This is a genomic window from Micromonospora trifolii (assembly GCF_022229005.1).
Classification (GTDB): domain Bacteria; phylum Actinomycetota; class Actinomycetes; order Mycobacteriales; family Micromonosporaceae; genus Micromonospora; species Micromonospora trifolii.
In genome coordinates, this window is record NZ_JAKKFD010000055.1 from 41,362 (window position 1) to 58,594 (window position 17,233).

The 17,233-nt window shown below is 71.0% G+C and carries 13 protein-coding genes and 1 pseudogene; 8 read left to right on the forward strand and 6 right to left on the reverse strand.

What is annotated here, in order from left to right; genetic code table 11:
* Positions 1-36: 36 nt before the first annotated feature.
* Positions 37-2,559: a putative bifunctional diguanylate cyclase/phosphodiesterase gene (locus NIE79_RS28815; RefSeq protein ID WP_238681565.1), complete on the reverse strand. Its 2,523-nt coding sequence runs from the start codon at positions 2,557-2,559 to the stop codon at positions 37-39.
* 616 nt (positions 2,560-3,175) lie between these two features.
* Between NIE79_RS28815 and NIE79_RS28820 the strand changes: the two genes are divergently transcribed.
* From NIE79_RS28820 to NIE79_RS28840, 5 genes are all read left to right on the forward strand, one after another.
* Positions 3,176-6,280: an AfsR/SARP family transcriptional regulator gene (locus NIE79_RS28820; RefSeq protein ID WP_238681566.1), complete on the forward strand. Its 3,105-nt coding sequence runs from the start codon at positions 3,176-3,178 to the stop codon at positions 6,278-6,280.
* Positions 6,281-6,541: 261 nt separating this feature from the next.
* Positions 6,542-7,033: a cyclic pyranopterin monophosphate synthase MoaC gene (gene moaC / locus NIE79_RS28825; RefSeq protein ID WP_238681567.1), complete on the forward strand. Its 492-nt coding sequence runs from the start codon at positions 6,542-6,544 to the stop codon at positions 7,031-7,033.
* Complete coding sequence (locus tag NIE79_RS28830) at positions 7,030-7,500, forward strand: MogA/MoaB family molybdenum cofactor biosynthesis protein (RefSeq protein WP_238681568.1); 471 nt, start codon at positions 7,030-7,032, stop codon at positions 7,498-7,500. The genes moaC and NIE79_RS28830 overlap by 4 nt, the downstream gene beginning before the upstream one ends.
* A 101-nt stretch (positions 7,501-7,601) precedes the next feature.
* Positions 7,602-8,858 carry a molybdopterin molybdotransferase MoeA gene (locus tag NIE79_RS28835; RefSeq protein ID WP_238681569.1) on the forward strand — a complete coding sequence of 419 codons (1,257 nt, stop codon included), beginning with the start codon at positions 7,602-7,604 and terminating at the stop codon, positions 8,856-8,858.
* Positions 8,855-9,283 (forward strand): molybdenum cofactor biosynthesis protein MoaE, encoded by a 429-nt coding sequence (locus NIE79_RS28840; RefSeq protein ID WP_196920325.1) that lies wholly within the window; start codon positions 8,855-8,857, stop codon positions 9,281-9,283. Before NIE79_RS28835 ends, NIE79_RS28840 begins: the two co-directional genes overlap by 4 nt.
* Positions 9,284-9,287: 4 nt before the next feature.
* Here the strand turns inward: NIE79_RS28840 and NIE79_RS28845 are convergent, their stop codons facing one another.
* Together NIE79_RS28845 and NIE79_RS28850 are read right to left on the reverse strand one after the other, a co-directional pair.
* Positions 9,288-10,754, reverse strand: coding sequence for a glycosyltransferase 87 family protein (locus tag NIE79_RS28845; protein WP_238681570.1), 1,467 nt, complete (start codon positions 10,752-10,754; stop codon positions 9,288-9,290).
* Between the two features lie 215 nt (positions 10,755-10,969).
* Positions 10,970-11,515, reverse strand: a complete 546-nt coding sequence (locus NIE79_RS28850; RefSeq protein WP_238681571.1) for a DoxX family protein — start codon at positions 11,513-11,515, stop codon at positions 10,970-10,972.
* Positions 11,516-11,648: 133 nt separating this feature from the next.
* Here NIE79_RS28850 and NIE79_RS28855 point away from each other — a divergent pair, with 133 nt between their 5' ends.
* Entirely contained in the window at positions 11,649-12,197 is a 549-nt protein-coding gene (locus NIE79_RS28855) for a GNAT family N-acetyltransferase (protein WP_238681572.1), read from the forward strand.
* Between the two features lie 24 nt (positions 12,198-12,221).
* Here NIE79_RS28855 and NIE79_RS28860 read toward each other — a convergent pair whose 3' ends face one another.
* From NIE79_RS28860 to NIE79_RS28870, 3 genes and pseudogenes are all read right to left on the reverse strand, one after another.
* Complete coding sequence (locus NIE79_RS28860; RefSeq protein WP_238681573.1) at positions 12,222-13,463, reverse strand: ATP-binding protein; 1,242 nt, start codon at positions 13,461-13,463, stop codon at positions 12,222-12,224.
* Positions 13,464-13,619: 156 nt separating this feature from the next.
* Positions 13,620-14,069, reverse strand: a complete 450-nt coding sequence (locus NIE79_RS34135; RefSeq protein ID WP_308193247.1) for an LppU/SCO3897 family protein — start codon at positions 14,067-14,069, stop codon at positions 13,620-13,622.
* A gap of 500 nt (positions 14,070-14,569) precedes the next feature.
* Positions 14,570-15,055 (reverse strand): annotated as a pseudogene (locus NIE79_RS28870) (LppU/SCO3897 family protein); the annotation flags it as partial.
* Between the two features lie 462 nt (positions 15,056-15,517).
* Between NIE79_RS28870 and NIE79_RS28875 the strand changes: the two are divergent.
* On the forward strand, positions 15,518-16,459 hold the full coding sequence (locus NIE79_RS28875; protein WP_238681575.1) for an EamA family transporter: 942 nt from the start codon (positions 15,518-15,520) through the stop codon (positions 16,457-16,459).
* A 10-nt stretch (positions 16,460-16,469) separates the two neighbouring features.
* Positions 16,470-17,123: an A24 family peptidase gene (locus tag NIE79_RS28880; protein ID WP_238681576.1), complete on the forward strand. Its 654-nt coding sequence runs from the start codon at positions 16,470-16,472 to the stop codon at positions 17,121-17,123.
* Positions 17,124-17,233: the final 110 nt, after the last annotated feature.

The following is a 17,233-nucleotide window of genomic DNA, read 5'->3' on the forward strand; positions in this document are numbered from 1 at the left end:
CAGACCAGGCTGTCCGCGCAGCGGGGCGATGCCTGCTCAGGCGGGCAGGTGTGGCAGGCGGTCGGGCCTGGAACGGCCGGCCTGGCGGCGGTTCTGGCTCAACCGGATCACCGCCCCGGCGTCGTGCAGTGGCGCGGCGAGGGCGCCCGGTCGGCCGCCCGAACCGCGCTGCATCGCCGCGAGCAGGGTGCCGGACGGCATGGGCCGGGCGAACAGATGACCCTGGCCGGCGACGCAGCCCAACTCCCAGAGGGCCCGCCGCTGCGGCTCGCTCTCCACGCCCTCGGCCACCACGTCCAGGTTGAGGCTGCGACCCAGGTCGAGGGTGGAACGGATGACGGCGGCGGCCTCCGCCGAACTCTCCATCGTCGTCACGAAGCTCCGGTCGATCTTCAGCTCGTGTACCGGGATCCGGGAGAGCAGCGAGAGGGAGGAGTAGCCGGTGCCGAAGTCGTCCAACGCCAACCGGACTCCCTCGTCGCGGAGTCGGCTGAGCACCCGGTCGACCACGTCGAGTTGGCTGAGGGTCAGCGTCTCGGTCAGCTCCAGGATCAGCCGGTCCGGTGGTAGGTCGTGGGCGCGGAGGCGGGCCAGTACCGAGCCCGGGAACCGCGCGTCGAGCAGGCTGCGGGGGGACACGTTGACCGCCACCGGTACGTCGAAGCCGGCGTCGCGCCAGCTCACCGCGGCGATCAGTGCCTGGTCGAGGATCGCTTCGGCGAAGGCCGGTAGCAGGCCCGAGCGTTCCACCGCCTCCAGGAACCGCAGCGGGTCGATCAGGCCGTGAGTGGGGTGGTGCCAGCGGGCCAGCGCCTCCGCGCTGGTCACCTCACCGGTGCCCAGGTCGACGATGGGTTGGAAGTTGACGACGAACTCGTGGTCGGCGACCGCGCGCGGCAGGTCACCGCCGAGGGTGAGGCGACCTAGGTCGGCGGTGTCGCGGGTCGGGGCGTACGTGGAGATCCGCTGCCCGGCCCGCTTCGCCTGGTACATGGCCACGTCGGCGCGGCGCAGCAGTTCGGCCATGCCACCGTTGGACGGGGCGCCGGAGATCCCGCCGCTGGCCTCGACGCTGATGCGCATGCCGTCCAGATCGAACGGCTCGTGCAGGGCGGCGAGCAGTGTCTCGGCCCGGTGTGCGGCGACCGCCGGGGCCGGTAGACCCCGCAGGAGTACGGCGAACTCGTCGCCGCCGAGGCGGGCCACCAGGTCGCTCGCCTGGGCGGCACCCCGCAACCGGTCGGCCACCTGCACCAGCACCTGGTCGCCGGCGGCATGCCCGAGGGTGTCGTTGACCTCTTTGAAGTGGTTGAGGTCGATCAGCACCAGCGCTGTCACCCCGTCGGCGTGGCGGGTGCTCAACTGTTCGGTGCCCTCGTCGAGGAGGTGCCGGCGGTTGGCCAGGCCGGTCAGCGCGTCGTGCGAGGCCGCGTACGCGTGCTCGTCGGCGACCCGGGCCAGTTCGGCGTACGCCTGGGCGTTGCGGACGGCGGTGCAGAGCGCGGAGGCGAAGGTGCGCAGGGTGTACTGCTCCCGCTCGGAGAGTTGCACCGGGCCGCGGAAGCGCAGTCGAAGCATGCCGACGTCGACAGTCCGGTCGTGGCCTTCCAGCGGCGCGGGGACGATGGTGCCGTCCACGTCGGTGGGCGTGCCGGTCGGGCCGTCGAAGGTGATGCCGCCGGTGCCGCCGCGTACTGTGCGGCCGCCGTCGCGCAGCTCGATCTCGACCTCGTCGGCGGAGAACAACTCTGCGGCCTGGGTGACGGCGGTGGTGAGGACGTTGTCCAGGTCGACCACGTTGAGCGCGTCGGTGGTGCGGGCGAGCCGCTGCCACGCCTGCTGCTCGGTGCGGCCTCGAATGCGCGCGGAGTAGGCCAGGTGCAGGCTCAGGACCAGGGGTGGAACGGCGAGCAGCAGCCGGGGGTCCATCTGGAGGGTGAGCAGGGTCAGGGCCGCCACCACGAACCGGACCGCGTAGCCGGCCAGGCGAAGGTCCAGGTTGCTGCGGAACTGAGTCGAGATCTTGGTGCCGGAGGCGAGCGCGATCACGGGGATCGCCAGCACCTCGTCGAGGAAGGCGGCGAGGAGGTACGCGACCGAGAGGATCCCCACCAACTGCGGGGCCTGCATGGCAGGCCAGGTCCAACCGAGCAGTGCGAAGGCGATGCCTGCCCCGGCCGCGACGAGGATGTTCTTGCCAACGCCGAAGGCCAGCTTGATCGGTGGTAGACGGGCCGAGGCGATGGTGATCCCGATGCAGGTGCAGAGCACCACCCATGGAACTGGGGCAATGGCAGCCGCGATGACGATCGCCGCCTCGCTCCAACTGATCAGGTGCACCGTGGACCGGATACGTACGCGCGTCTTGACGAACGCACCCAACGCGATCATGGCGGTCAGCGTCACCACTGTTGCTCCGTCGGGTGTCGGAGCATCGGCCGCGGGGAAGGTCAGTCTCAGGGAGGCGAGCGCAACGATCGTGGCAGCAACGACGAGGAGACCGACGATCAGCCGTAGCCGTCGATCGGTCCCGTCATCGCGTCGTTGTGAAGAGGCCACGCAACTCCTGGATTACCTCGCCTGTCGTGCTCGCAACCATATCGCCGGGCGATGCAGAAGTCCTGCACCGATGTCAGCCCCACTCGTTTCCGCGCATCTCACCCACCCTCTCCTTCGTGCGATGTCGGGCTCCGTTGGCGCCGACTTTCTACGAATGGAGCTTAAATGGGGTTGGCCCTAGTTAGGGATGATAAATGTCGTTATCCTCAACATTAGTTAATCCTGTGCGCATAAGTGACATTCTGTTTGCGTTCCGGTGCGGAGAGCGCTGGGATGCTCGCCTGTTGCATCCGGTCCGTTGCGGAATGTCGCGAGCCGTGCCGACTGATTAGACCGCGCCCTCAGTGTGGGTGCTGTTGTGCCGCAACTCATCCGCCGATTCGGTCAAACCAGAAGGTGAGGGCTTTCGCTCCTTCTTTCCGTGCTGCGGCAGGAGTCGAGGCCGCTGAGGCGACAGATGATTCTTGCAATGTTCGCATTGCACTCGTCGGCCCGTCGCAGCGGACGGCTGCGGGAGCGTTCGCATCGGCGGCTTGATTGGCATCGGGCGTTGCATCCGGTGCCCGTAAGCTTCGTTGCGTGATCGGCTGAATACCCCGCTGAAGCAGGGGGGCGGATGGAGATTCAACTTCTGGGCGGCCTCTCGGTGCAACTGCTCGCTCGCAACCTGCACCTGGGTACGCCTAAACAGCGGGCTGTCCTCGCGATGCTCGCCGTCCAACCCGGGCAGCTGGTGACCCTCGACGACCTGGTCGACGAGCTGTGGCCAGACGGACCGCCGCGGTCCGCGGTGGCGAACGTAAGGACCTACGCGGCCAATCTGCGCCGAACCTTCGAGGCTTTCGAGGCTGGTCGGGGTGTCCTTGTCAGACAGCAGAGCGGCTACCGGCTCACCCTTGGGCCGGAAGCTATTGACGTGTTTCGCTTCGAGATGGAGTGCGCCGCGGGTCGCGAAGCCCTGGTAGCCGGCCATGTCGACCGCGCCCTGGAACAATTGGGGTCCGCAGTGGCGCGCTGGCGGGGCGCGATGCTCGCCGGCATGTCGCTCGGGCCCATGCTCGGCCCACGCGTGGTGGCCGCCGAGGAGGAGCGTCTCCTGGCCGTGGAACTCCTTGCCGACGCGCAGCTCAGAGCGGGGCGGGGCGACCTGGCGATCCCTCTGTTACGGGATGCCATCGCCCGTCATCCCCTCCGGGAACCGGCGTACGTCCTCCTCGCGCGGGCGCTGCACGAGCGCGGCGACCACGCGGGCGCGCTCGTCACGTACGACGAGGTTCGCACGAAGCTGATGGACGAGCTCGGCGTCCTCCCCGGTGCCGACCTCCAGGCTCTCTACCGCACGATCGTCTCGGCCGTGCCTTCCCGGCAACCGGCGAACCGCGTCGCATCCCGCCCGGCTGGCCAGAACGCCGGCCGTGCTTCGAACCCAACTCCCACGGGCGGTGTCCCGATCCCCGAAGGAGCGCCTCAGCCCGACCTGGTGGATCACCTCCCCCGAGCGGTCACCGACTTCGTCGGCAGAGAGGACGTGGTGTCGCGGCTGCTGGCGGAGACCTGGCGGGTCGAGGAGCGGGTGCCAGCCGTGCACATGATCGACGGCATGGCGGGCAGCGGCAAGACGACCCTCGCCGTGCACCTGGCCCGCCGACTGTCCGATCGATATCCGGACGCCGCGCTGTTCATCGACCTGTGTGGGCACGGCGATAAGAACCGGGTGGAGTCGGCGAGTGCTCTGGCCTTCCTGCTACGACAGTTGGGCGTCCCGGCTGGTCGTGTGCCGGTGGAGTTGGACGACAGGGTGGAGTTGTGGCGGCAGGAGTTGGCCCGTCGGCGGTCAGTGGTGGTGCTGGACAATGCGGCGAGCAGCGAGCAGATCATGCCCCTGTTACCGGCTGAGCCGACCACTGTCGTGCTGGTGACCTCGCGGCGGCGGCTGTCCCACCCGGATGTCGGGCCCTCACAGACGCTGCCGATCCTGAGCCCTCAGGAGAGCGTGGATCTGCTCAGCCTCAGCGTCGGTCGGGACAGGGTCGAAGTCGAGCCGGAGGCAGCCGCCGAGGTGGTGCGTCGGTGCGGGTACCTCCCACTGGCGATCCGGCTGGCCGGTGCCAGGCTGGCGCATCGGCGCGGCTGGCGGTTGGCGGACCTAGTTGGGCAGATGGCCGGCGAGGCTCCGGTGCTGCACCACCTGGCCCAGGAACAGAGCTCCGTCACCGGGGCCTTCGCCGCTTCCTACGAGCCTCTTCCGAGTTCGACAAAGCGTGTCTTCCGATTCCTGGGTCTGTATCCCGGCAGCCGCTTCAGCACGCCGGCAGTCGCCGCGCTGACCGGTCTGACGATCGCGGAAGCTCGCGCGGCGCTCGACGACCTCGTCGACAGGAACTTGGTGGAGGACGTGGACTCGACGCGATACCGACTGCACGACCTCATGCGGCAGTACTCCATCGAGCTGTGTTCGCATACCGACTCCGGGAGCGATCGAAAGGCCGGGTTGGCTCACCTGTTCGACTTCACTCTGATGGCGGCGTTGAGGGTCGCCAAGACGCTGGAACTCAACGACCTGGAATCTCGCGTCACACATCTCCCGTTCGGGCGGCCCGAGTTGGTCGACGCGATCGGGGAGCCCACCGCTGACTGGTTGGAAGCGGAGCGGACGGACTTGGTGACGATGGTGAGGGCAGCGCTCGACGAGGGCTTCCACGAGCACTCGTGGCGGCTGGCCCGTGCCCTCTGGCGATTCTGTTACATCCGCGGATACTTCGAGGACATCATCACGACCCACCGGCACGCGCTGACCGCAGCGGACGCATCCGGGGACGTCGGTGCGGCGGCATTAATGAACAACTACCTTGCTTCCGGATATATCCGGACTGGCGACAACCGGGAAGCACTGCACCATCTGACCCGTGCTGTCGCCCTCTCCAAAGACTCGCGGGACGTGCTCAGAACCGCGCGTTACCGCGCCAATCTCGCTGCTGTTTACTACTGGAGCGGCGACCTGACTGGAGCGGTGAGGGTCGGTTTTGAGCGCTTGCGTGACTACAAGGGATACGGCAGAGGCAGGGTGCCGATGGCGCTGCCGAACCTCGGCATGGCACTTACGTCACTCGGTCGCTACGAGGAGGCGTTGCGCCTGCATCGCCTGCACCTGGCGTGGGCCCGAACGAACTCGGACGAGTTCCACACACTCAACGCTCTCAGCCACATCGGCGCCGTACGCCTCCGGATGGGTGACGTTCCGCAGGCGATCCGAATTCTCCTGGCCTCGTTAGCGTTACGCGATCGCACCGGCCACCGGTACGCCGAGGCTGAGGTGCGCAACGACCTCGGGATCGCCTATCGCGGTCTGGGTCGTCTGGTGGAGGCCCAGCAGGAGCACGAGTTGGCCCGGAATTTGTCGATCGGTTCGGGGGAGCGACACGTCGAGGCGGCCGCGCTCAACGAACTCGGGCGCACCCTGCTGGCGCAGGGGCGAGGTGGCGAGGCGTTCGAGGTGCACCAGGAGGCGTTGCGGTTGGCCACCCGGATCGCGCACCCTCACGAGCAGGGGCGAGCGCTGGCCGGGCTCGCCGAACACTTCGCCCGCGTCGACCCGGCCGAGGCCCGACGGCACTGGGAGCGGGCGTTGGCGATCTTCCGACGGATGGGCGTGCCGGAGCGATTCGAGGCCGAACGTCGCCTCGCCGAGCTGACCGGCGCGACAGGGGTCGCAGAGCGCTGACCAGCCTGAACGGCGCTTATCGATTTCTTATCGGCAGGCCCGGTAACTTACCGGCCGTATCGGCGAACGGGGGAGGTTCTGCCAGTGGGCAGAACCGGGTCGTCGACACGCCCCGCTGCTGGGTCCCCCCAGCGACCTCGGCGGCGGGCTGGTGAGGAAGGAGCGGCGTCGGGGCCGTTGCGCCGGCAGCACCCGGTGCGGTCGCCAGCGTGACGCCGCTCCTTCCGACCGCCGTCGTACGGCACCGATAGGCTCACGACCGTGACCGAACCCGCGCAGCTCAGCCACGTCGATCGCGCCGGCGCGGCCCGCATGGTCGACGTCTCCGCCAAGGCGGTGACGGGTCGGTTGGCCGTCGCGGCCGGCCGGTTGCGGACCACCCCCGAGGTCATCGACCTGCTGCATCGCGACGGGCTACCCAAGGGTGACGCGTTGGCCGTCGGGCGGCTGGCCGGGATCATGGGGGCCAAGCGCACTCCTGATCTGATCCCGCTCTGCCACCCGATCGCCCTGCACGGTGTCACCGTCGACCTGCTGCTGACCACCGACACCGTGGAGATCACGGCCACCGCCCGCACGGCGGACCGGACGGGGGTGGAGATGGAGGCGCTGACGGCGGTTGCTGTCGCCGGTCTCGCCCTGGTCGACATGGTCAAGGCGGTCGACCCGGCGGCGTCGGTGGAAGCGGTCCGGGTGCTGCGCAAGGAGGGCGGCAAGACCGGCGAGTGGGTCCGTCCGGAGGACCGGCCGTGATCCGCGCTCGGGTGATCGTCGCTTCCAATCGGGCCGCCGCCGGCGTCTACGCCGACACCAGCGGGCCGCTGCTCGTCACCGGCCTGCGTGAGCTGGGCTGCCAGGTCGACGACCCGGTGGTGGTGCCCGACGGTGAGCCGGTCGGCGACGCCTTGCGGGCCGCCCGCGCCGACGGTGTCGACGTGGTGCTGACCAGCGGTGGCACCGGCGTGACCCCGACGGATCGGACCCCGGACGTGACCCGCGGTCTGCTGGACTACGAGATCCCCGGCATCGCCGAGGCGATCCGCGCGCACAGTCGGGACCGGGTGCCGACGTCGGTGCTGTCCCGGGGCCTGGCCGGGGTCGCTGGTCGGATGCTGGTGGTCAATCTGCCCGGCTCGACCGGCGGTGCCCGGGATGGCCTGGCCGTTCTCGGGCCGATCCTCGGGCACACCGTCGACCAGCTCCGCGGCGGGGACCACTGACCGCTTCGCGGCGGCGCCCACTGACCGCTTCGCGGCGGCGACAGCTGACCGGTGCGCGCCAGGCCCGGGCGGGTGTCGGCCTGTGCCGATAGGCTCGGTCGGTGAGCACGGAAACCGCACCCACAGCGGATCGGGTCACCGCACCCCCGCCAGCCGGGTGGGAGGAAGCGCGTTCGCGGGTCTACGCCGTCGGTCTGGCCGCCGCCCTGCCCGCCGCCGCCCGACCACTTGTCGACACCGACGGGTCGACCCTGGCCGAGCCGTTGACCACCCGCACCGACCTGCCGGCGTTCCCGACCTCCAGCGTGGATGGCTGGGCGGTGCGCGGCCGTGGGCCGTGGCGCGTCGTCGGTCGGGTCCTGGCCGGCAGCACCCCCGCGCCGCTCACCGAGGACGACACCACCGTCGAGATCGCGACCGGCGCGATGGTGCCCGAGGGCGCCACCGCCGTGCTCCGGGTGGAAGAGTCGACGAGCGCTGACGGCCTGGTCACCGGTGTTCCCCGGGAGACGCCCGAGTGGCGGAAACCCGGCGAGGAGGCGTACGCCGATGAGGAGCTGTTGCCGACCGGCACGCCGGTCGACCCGGCGGTGATCGGCCTGGCCGCCGCCTGCGGGCACGACACGCTGCGGGTCCGGCGGGCGCCGCGCGCCGCGCTGCTGGTCTTCGGTGACGAGCTGCTGACGGCCGGCCCGCCCGCGGCCGGTCGCATCCGCGACGCGCTGGGCCCCGCGGTGCCGGCCTGGCTGCGGCGTTACGGCTGCCAGGTCCGCCCATCCGACGTGGTCGGCCCGGTGGCCGACACACTGCCCGCGCACGTGGCGGCCCTGCGCTCGGCGCTGGGCAACGCCGATCTGGTCTGCACCACCGGCGGCACGATGAACGGCCCGGTCGACCACCTGCACCCGACCCTGGAGGCGCTCGGCGCCGACTACGTGGTCAACACTGTGGCGGTCCGCCCGGGCTTCCCGATGCTGCTGGCCCGGCTGACCGGCCCCGACGGGCGAGCCCGCTTCGTGGCCGGGCTGCCGGGCAACCCGCAGTCCGCCATCGTCGCGCTGGTGTCGCTCGTCGCCCCGCTGCTCGCCGGCCTCCAGGGCCGGTCGATGCCGGTGCTGCCGCAGGTCACGTTGGCCGAGGCGGTGCCCGGTCGCGGCGGCCACACCCACCTGGCGTTGGTCCGACTGGACCGGTCCGCCGGCGTCGCGTTCCCGGTCCGCCACGTCGGCTCGGCGATGCTGCGTGGCCTGGCCGGCGCGGACGGGTTCGCGGTCATCCGTCCCGGCACCAGCGGCGAGCCCGGCGACCGGGTGCCGCTCGTGCCACTGCCGTTGTTTCCCGGGGAGCGTCCGTCGTGACCGCACCAACGATCACCTTCGGCGAGGTCACCGACCAGCCGCTCGACCTTGCCACGCACGAGGCGGCGGTCGCCGACCGCCGGGCCGGCGCGGTGGTGTCCTTCCAGGGCGTGGTCCGCGATCACGACCACGGCCGCCAGGTCACCAGCCTGGAGTACGAGGGGCACCCGAGCGCCGCACAGGTGCTGCGCGAGGTGGCCGCCGAGATCGCCGCGGAGCCCGACGTGTACGCGGTGGCGGTCTCGCACCGGGTCGGCCCCCTGGCGATCGGTGACGTGGCGCTGGTCGCCGCGGTGAGCACCGCGCACCGGGCGGCGGCCTTCGCGGCCTGCGCCCGGCTGGTCGACGAGGTCAAGGCGCGACTGCCGATCTGGAAGCGGCAGGTGTTCACCGACGGCACCGAGGAATGGGTCAACTGCCCCTGACCGGTCAGCGGCGGCCGTTGACCACCACGGCCCGGGCGAGGCGGTCGCCGTAGAACGCCGGCTCCGCGCCTGGGCGCCAGGGCAGCGCGGCGACCAGCACGATCAGCGCGAGCGCGAGCGAGTTCTCCATCAGTGCCCCGAACAGGCCGTCCTGGTAGTGCGACATCTCCGGCAATTGGTGTTCGTACGGCCAGATCGGAGAGATCAGGAAGAGCAGGTAGAGCCCGATCGCGGCGAAGCCGTGGCGGAGCCCGGTCAGCGTCGGGTACCAGATCGGCGGGCGGAGCCCGTTGACCCCGGGTAGACCGCCGAAGACCGGCCCCTGCCCGGTGCGCTGCGGCATCCCCCGGCTCGCCTCGCGGCGACGCACTGCGGCGTCGGCCAGCACGATGATCGCCGGGATCACCCAGACCAGGTGGTGCGTCCAGGAGATCGGGCTGATCACGTTGGCGGTGAGACCGACCAGCGTGAAGGCGGTCAGCTCGTCACCGTCGGCGCGGGAACTGGCCGCCCGGGACAGGCCCAGCGCCAGGATCAGCACCGAGAAGGCGAGCCACAGCAGCCCCGGAGTCTCGATCGAGTCGTACAGCCGGGCGAGCAGGCCGGCGAGGGACTGGTTGGGCGTCATGTCCGCCGCGCCGACCCGTTCGGTCTGCCACAACACGCTGCCGAAGTAGGTGCGCGACTCGTCACCGACGATCGCGAAGGTTCCCACCGTCACGCCGATCGTGGTGCCGATGGCGGTGGCCGCCACCCGCCACTGACGGGTGATGAGCAGGTAGGCGATGAACAGCGCCGGGGTGAGCTTGACCGCGGTGGCGAGGCCGATACCGGCCCCCGCCCAGGCTCCGCCGTAGATGAAGCGCAGCAGTGGGCCGTCGGTGGCGGCGTAGTGGGTGCCCCGGCGGGACCGCCAGCGGAGGCCGATCAGGTCAGCCATGATCAAGGCGAACAGCAGGATGTTGACCTGGCCGTAGCCGAGGGTTTCCCGAGCTGGCTCGATGGCGACCGCGAGGGGCACCGCCAGGGCCACCGTGAACCACAGTGGCCATCCCAGTCGGTCCACGATGGGTCGGAGCAGCCCGGCCAGCACCAGCGCCAACGCGGCGATGCTGGCGGCGGCGTTGACCAGACCGGCCGCGCCGATCGGCAGCTGCGCCATCGGCAGCATGACCAGCCCGGCGAAGGGCGGATAGGTGAACCCGAGTGTGGTTTCGGGCGCGATGAACTCGTAGAGCTCGTGACCGCTCGCCCACCACACCACGGCACCGTGGTAGATCTTCATGTCGAAGAAGTTGTACGGCCGCCCGAAGGTGCCGATGGCGAGCCATGCGGCGTAGGCGACGGCGGCCACTATGGCGCCCCGTACGACGTTCCTGCGATCGATCCCGCGCGTCACACGGTCGATCCCGCGTGTCACACGTTGGATTGGGGCGAGGCGGTCCGCCCGTCTACCGACATCCGTCGGCATGGCGTGGCCACCCCCGTACCAAGGTCGTCCTACCCGTCCAGGTCCTGCACGGAGCCTAGAACGGCGCCTCACGTCAGTGCCTCCCGCGTTATGCGACCGTGTCCGATCCCACACATGTTTTTGACATTTCCACCGCGTTAACGCCTACCGGGTGGTTCAGGTAATTCGTGGCCTTAGCGAGGGGTGGGGGTGAGACGGAGACGGATCGACGCAGGTCAGCCGGGGAGTCGACGTGCTGTGGACGCGGAGCGGACGGCGATTCGGGCCTCACGGCGGGCGGTTCGGACGGCGCGCTGCATGGAACGTCGAGAGTGGCCGATGCGATGGCCCGTCCGCCACCGCAGACCCGGCTTGCCGCCGGTGTCCGCCGCGGCGAGCAGCAGACCGCCGAGGAGCCCGAGGTTCTTCAGAACGTGAATCTGATTGTTGTTCTTGGCGATCGGGTCGTCGTTGTTCCAGAAGGGATGCCCGGCGATGGTAACCGGCACCAGCGTGCCGGCCAGAACCAGCGCCGCGGGTCGGCTGAACCGGCCGGTGGCCAGCATCAGCCCGGCGCCGACCTGCACGGCGGCGTTGAGCCGGATCAACGTCTCGGTCTCGGTGGGGAAGCTCGGGTGTGCCTTCTTCAGCATGGGTGCGACCTTGTCGGTCACCGGTTTGGCGGCCACCGTGAGCCGGCCGGGGTCGCGCATGTTGCGATACCCGCTGACCACGAAGATGCCGCTCAGCATGGCGCGGGCGAGGGAACGTACGGGCGTCATGGATCAGTCATACCCCGTCGCGACGTTTGCTACCCCGTCAACCGCAGGATCGGATTGGTGTTCGTACACGTGCGCCACGCCGAATCGAGCGACAGTCACTGATGGACGGGCGCTGGCGGGTAACGTCGCGCGGGTGACCACGCTGCGGCTACGCCCCGAGGACCCGGCCGACGCCGGCCCCCTCCGCCGCGTACTGGCCGCCGCCTTCGCCCGCCCGGACGTGGCGACGCCGCCGGAGGTCAGCCTGGTCGACGAGCTACGCGACACCACCGCCTGGTTGCCGCAGTTGGCAATGGTCGCCGAGTACGGCGGTGAGGTGGTCGGCTACGCGCTGCTCACCCGGGCGCGGCTGCGGCCGGAGCGAGGCTCGGACGTTCCCGTCCTGGCCCTGGGCCCGGTGGCGGTCGCGCCGCACCGACAGCGTGTCGGGCACGGTACGGCCGTCGTGCAGGCCGCCCTGAACGCCTCCACCGAGTTGGGCGAGCGGCTCGTGATCGTCCTCGGTGCCCCGGCCTTCTACCGCCGGTTCGGGTTCGGCCCGGCGAGTGAACTGGGCCTGACCGGCCCGTGGGCCGGCCTCGGTGAGCCCTGGCAGGCGCTGGTGCTGCCGCCGTCCACCAGCGAGGAGGGCCCACCGCCTCGCGGTGAGGTGCTCTTTCCGGCGCCCTGGTCGAAGGTCTGAGCGGGTCGACGCGGTGGTTGGCGGTCAGGCCGGCTGGGTCCGCAGGTACCGGCCGAAGTGCGGGACGGTGAAGGCGACAGTGCCCCGCTCACCGGAGTAGATCAGCCCCTTTTTGATCAACGCGTCCCGGGCCGGAGACAGACTGGCCGGCTTGCGGCCGAGGGCACGGGCGATTTCAGCGGTGGGCACCGCGGCGTCCATGTCGTCGCGGACCACAGCGCCGGGCTCGCCCTCGACCGCTGACATCATCGCCATCGCCCGCATGTACTCGCGTTCGGCGGGAGTTGCCCGTTCGAACCGGGAACCGAAGAACCCGACCGCCAGCTCGGCCTCCGCCTCGGGTGCGGCGACCCGCACGTCAGCGGCGGTGATCGGCGAGCGCGGCGCGTGGTCCCAGGTCGCCTTGCCGTACGCCTGGACGAAGTAGGGATAACCGCCGGACTTCTCGTAGAGCAGGTCGAGCGCCTTCTGCTCGTACTCGACCTCCTCGCGCTCGGCCGGCGCGCAGAGCGCCCGGTCGGCGGCGACCCGGTCGAGCCGGTCGATGCGTTGATAGCGGAACAACCGTTCGGAGTACGACTTGGCGGCGCTGAGCACTGCCGGCAGGTGCGGAAGGCCGGCGCCGACGACGATCAGCGGCGCGCCGAGCTGGGAAAGCTCGTGGCAGGCGGCGCAGAGCGCCGACACGTCCTCCGGGCCGAGGTCCTGCATCTCGTCGATGAAGATGGCGATGCCGGTGCCGACGTCGCTGGCCACGGCGGCGGCGTCACTGAACAGCTCGACCAGGTCGATCTCGATGTCGCCGGAGTCGGCCCGACCGCTGGCCGCCGGCACGTCGATGCCGGGCTGCCACCGGTCGCGCAGCTTGGTGGCGGCACCGGCCCGGCCGGTCGGGTTGGACCGCTGGGCGAACGCCTTGAGGACGCCGAGGAACGCGTCGATCCGGTCGGGTGCGCGGTGGCGGGGGGCGAGCTCCCGGACCGCCATGTGCAGCGCGGCGGCGACCGGTCTCCGCAACGACTGGTCCGGTCGAGCCTCGATCTTGCCGCTGCCCCAGAGCCGGTTGATCGCCTGCGACCGGAGCGTGTTGAGCAGGACCGTCTTGCCGACACCACGCAGCCCGGTGAGCATGAGGCTGCGCTCGGGTCGGCCCCGGGCGATGCGCTCGAGCACGATGTCGAAGACGTCCAGCTCTCGCCCCCGCCCGGCAAGTTCGGGCGGACGCTGGCCGGCGCCCGGCGCGTACGGGTTGCGGACCGGATCCACGCATCGCAGATTATCGGGCCATCTAGCTGCGGGGCTAGACATGGATAGATGAGGCTACCGGCGTGTCGACACCGTCGACCACAAACTAGGGCTGTCTAGCGTCCACGCTAGACAGCCCTAGTTTTGGCAATCGGGCCACCGGTCGGCCAGTTCGGGCTAGCGCTTCTTCAGACAGAGCACGTAGTCGAACAGGTCGACCGAGTTGTCGTGCACGTAGTTCGCGGTCGCCTGCGGCGCGAGCGTCTCGCACCGGTCGCCGTCGGTGGTCGCCGGAATTCGCAGCAGCACCTGGTAGGTGTTAGGGGCGCAGGGCACCTTGCGGAGTTCCGCGTCGTCCTCACTGCCGTCGTTCACCACGCAGTCACCCCTGGCGAACTCCTCGTCCGGAGTCGGCGCGGCCGACGTCGGGGCGTCGCTGGGCAGCGTGGGCGGAACGCCCGGGGCACTCGTCGACGGGGTGGGCGCCGCGTCACTGCCGGCGTCGGCCACCTTCCAGACCGCCCAACCGGCCAGGCCGAGGCACGGGCAGAGCACGAGCAGCGCCACCACAGTGATGATGAGAGCGACGTTGCGGCCGGTCTTCTTCACCGGCGCGGCCTGCGGCATCCCGTAGCCGCCGGGAGGCTGCTGACCCCACGGGGCGGGTGGCTGACCCGGTATCGGCCCGGCCGGTTGACCGGGCATCGGGCCCGCCGGTGGGTACGGTCCAGCCGGTGGGAACGGCCCGGACGGCGGCGTCGGGCCGGCTGGCGGGTAGCCCGGCCCCGACGTGGGCGGAGTCGGGCCGGCCGGAGGGTACGGGCCGGGCGGTGGGTAACCCGGGCCCGAGGCGGGCGGCGGCGTCCACATCGGCGTCGTCGGCGGCTCCGGGTTGGTGGGCGGCGGCGCCCACATGGGTGCCGTCGGTGGCTCCGCGTCCGTCGACGGCGGACCCCACTGCTGCCGGGTCGGGTCGTCCGAGGGCGGCTGGGTGCTCCACTGGGGCAGTGTCGGGTCGACCGGCGGTGAGCTGTCAGGCCCGCTGGGCGGGCGCTGGTACGGATCGTCCGGTTGATCGGAACCCGCAGGTCCGTAGGTCGTCATGTCATCCCCGGGGGTGGGTGGTCTCAGCGTTGCTTGAGGCAGAGGACGAAGTCGAGAGTGTCCAGCTCACTGTCGAAGAAATACCAGTTGGTGTAGCCCTCGACCTTGCCGCACTTGGCCTCGGCGTCCCGCTCGCCGCTGGTCGGGCCGTCGATCCGGCTCAGCACCTCGTACGACTTCGCGGTACAGCCGCTGATCAGCAGCTTCGGCTTGCCGCCGGCGGTGCCGTCGTTGCGAACGCACTGGCCGACCTTCGCGAACCGGGGATCGGCCGACGACTCCGGCGCGGCCGCGCTCGGCGCGGGCTCGACCGCGTCCGCGCTGGGCTCACCGGCAGCGGCCGAGCTGCTCGGCGCGGCTGCCGGCGCCGGGTCACCCTGCCCACGGCGGAACCAGAACACGCCGGCGACGGCCACCACCAGCAGCACGACGGCCAGTACCGCGATCAGCGGCCCCCGACCGCGCCGGCTCGGTGCCGGATCCTCGCCGTACGGACCGTCGGGCCGGTACGGCTGCCCGCCGTACGTCGGGGTCGGCGGGGTCGGCTGGTACGAGCCGCCGTAGGCCGTGCGGGGATCGTGCCCGTAGGGCGTATCCGTTCCGCCGCCGTAGGGCCCGTCGGGAGGTGCCCCGTAGGGCGGGGTGGGTGGGCCGCCGTACGGCCCGGGTCGCCCCTGCGGCGCGGGCGGGTACGACGGGACCGCCGGCGGGTAGGGCTCCGGCGTGGGCGGGTAGGGCTGCTGCGCCGGTCGACCGGACGTCTCGTCGGGTCTCTGCCCACGCCACGGCCCCGGGTGGCCGCCCCCCGGTTGTCCGTAGTTCGTCATGCCGCCCTCCTGCACGAGTGGTGAGAGGCCGGCCACCAAAGCGCGACGCGGACTCCGGGGTCACCGTAGCGTGGTCCACTGATGAGCTCACCTTCACCGAGCGCCACGGCCCTCGCCGGCCGTCGTGCCAGTAGTACGCCGACAGTGATCTGGACCGCGTTGATCGTGGTCTACCTGCTCTGGGGGTCGACCTATCTGGCCATCCGGATCACAGTGGAGACGATGCCGCCGCTGCTGTCGGCCGCCCTCCGGTTCGCCGTGGCCGGCCTGGTCCTGGCGGTGGTGCTGCGACTGCGTCGAGGCCCCGGCGCACTGCGGGTGGACCGACGGCAACTCGGCTCGGCCGCGTTGGTCGGGGTGCTCCTGCTCGCCGCCGGCAACGGCCTGGTGGTGCTCGCCGAATCGGGGCCGCCGGGAGTGGCGGTGCCGTCCGGGATCGCCGCGCTGCTGGTGGCCACGGTGCCGCTGCTGGTGGTGCTGTTGCGCTCGGCCACCGGCGATCGTCCGCCGATCTGGACGTTCGCCGGGGTCACAGTGGGCTTCGTCGGCCTCATCCTGCTGGTGCTGCCGGGCGGTGGTTCGGCAGCGGTACCGCTGGTCGGGGCGTTGACAGTGGTGGCGGCGGCCACCTCCTGGTCTGTCGGGTCGTTCCTGTCCGGGCGGATCCGGATGCCCGCCGACCCGTTCGTGGCCACTGTGTACGAGATGGTGGCCGGCGCGCTGGTGCTGCTGGCCGTCGCCGCCGGTCGGGGCGAACTGGCCGACTTCCACCCGGCGGCGGTGAGCACCCGGTCCTGGTTGGCGCTGGGCTACCTCATGGTGGCCGGCTCGCTGGTGGCCTTCACCGCGTACGTCTGGCTGCTGCAGAACGCGCCGATCTCGCTGGTGTCGACGTACGCCTACGTGAACCCGGCGGTCGCTGTGGCGCTCGGCGCTCTGCTGGTGGCCGAACCGATCACCCCGCAGGTGCTGCTCGGCGGTGCTGTCATCGTCGCCGGGGTCGCCCTGGTGGTGACCACCGAACGGCCACGTCGGGCGGGCACGGGATCACGATCGGGGAGCACGCCGGCGCGCGACCGCCAGTAACGTCCGGCCCATGTCGGCCGCCGCGCTGGTGTCGATCGCGCTGCTCGGCGCGCTGGTCGGCTTCGTCGTACCCCTGGTGTCCCGGCGCTTCGCCACGGCGGACGCCCGGCCATTGGCGTTTCCACTGCCGCAGCCGGGCCGACGGCCCTGGGTCGACCCGGCGGTGGCGGCCAGCGTCTTCGTCGGCCTTGCCGTCGCCGTGGGTGACGGCCCGGCGTTGCCGGTGTTCCTCGCGATCGCGGCCGTCGGTCTGGTGCTGGCGCGGGTCGACCTGGCCTGTCTGCGGCTGCCCGACCTCCTGGTCCTCGTCGCCGGGTTGCTGGCCCTCGGAGGGCTGACCGTCGCGGCGCTGCTGTCCGGCACTCCCGGTCGGCTGCTCGGCGCGCTGGGAGGTGCGACGGTCGCGGGCGCGGCGCACGTGCTGCTCGCCCTGCTGCCCGGCTCACGACTGGGCTTCGGGGACGTGAAACTCGCCGCCGTCCTCGGCCTGCCGCTCGGCTGGCTGGGCCGGGATGCCCTGCTCACCGGGTTGCTCCTGCCGCACGTGCTGCACGGCGGGCTGGTGCTCGGCCTGCTCGCCGCCCGAAAGGTGCACCGGAACACCCTGCTGCCCCTCGGCCCAGCCCTGCTGGTGGGCGCCTGGCTCGCCGCCCTCCTCACCTAACCTCCGCCCCGCACCCCGCCCCCGCACCCCGCCCCTGCCTCGTCGATCTTGCAGTTTCTGCACCGACAGAAGGCGCATTTCACGCACAACGGCGACCGAAAGTGCAAGAT